1 protein-coding gene and 1 pseudogene are annotated in these 516 nt (G+C 69.0%); both read left to right on the forward strand.

Annotated features, from left to right (window positions below; all coding sequences use genetic code 11):
- Positions 1 to 40: 40 nt before the first annotated feature.
- Positions 41 to 244 (forward strand): DUF1902 domain-containing protein, encoded by a 204-nt coding sequence (locus tag MZTS_RS22425; protein ID WP_192285474.1) that lies wholly within the window; start codon positions 41 to 43, stop codon positions 242 to 244.
- 146 nt (positions 245 to 390) lie between these two features.
- Positions 391 to 516 (forward strand): annotated as a pseudogene (locus MZTS_RS22430) (S-methyl-5-thioribose-1-phosphate isomerase); the annotation flags it as partial.

The following is a 516-nucleotide window of genomic DNA, read 5'->3' on the forward strand; positions in this document are numbered from 1 at the left end:
CGCTCCGTCCTCCCTCCCCCCCGCACATGAGGATCGCACGATGGGTTGCAAAGTCACCGTCCGCTGCGCCTGGGACGAGGCGGCCGGCGTGTTCTTCGTCCACGATTCGCCGGTGCCCGGCCTCGCCACGGAAGCGCCGACCATGCCGGCCCTGCTGTGCAAGCTGCCCGGCATGATCCGCGACCTGCTCGGCTTGGAGGACGGCGCCTATATCGACATCTATGTCGAGCGGGTCGCACGCTGAGGGCTTGAGCCAGCGACGGACGCTTCGGGACGGCTTGACCGCCCCGGGCCATGCTGGCGACACACTCGCACGCTGAGACATCGGGAAACCCCGATCCGTCGGCTCCTCGCGGGCCGGGGATCGGGGCTCTCACACGCGAGTATGCCATGAAGATCGACGGCCGCCCCTACCGCACCATCTTCCCCGAGGCCGACGGGCGCGGCGTCACGGTCATCGACCAGACCCGGCTGCCCTTCGCCTTCGAGCTGAAGCGGCTGGAAAGCCTCGACGAC

The sequence above is a fragment of the Methylorubrum zatmanii genome, assembly GCF_014845115.1.
GTDB classification, from domain to species: Bacteria; Pseudomonadota; Alphaproteobacteria; order Rhizobiales; family Beijerinckiaceae; genus Methylobacterium; species Methylobacterium zatmanii.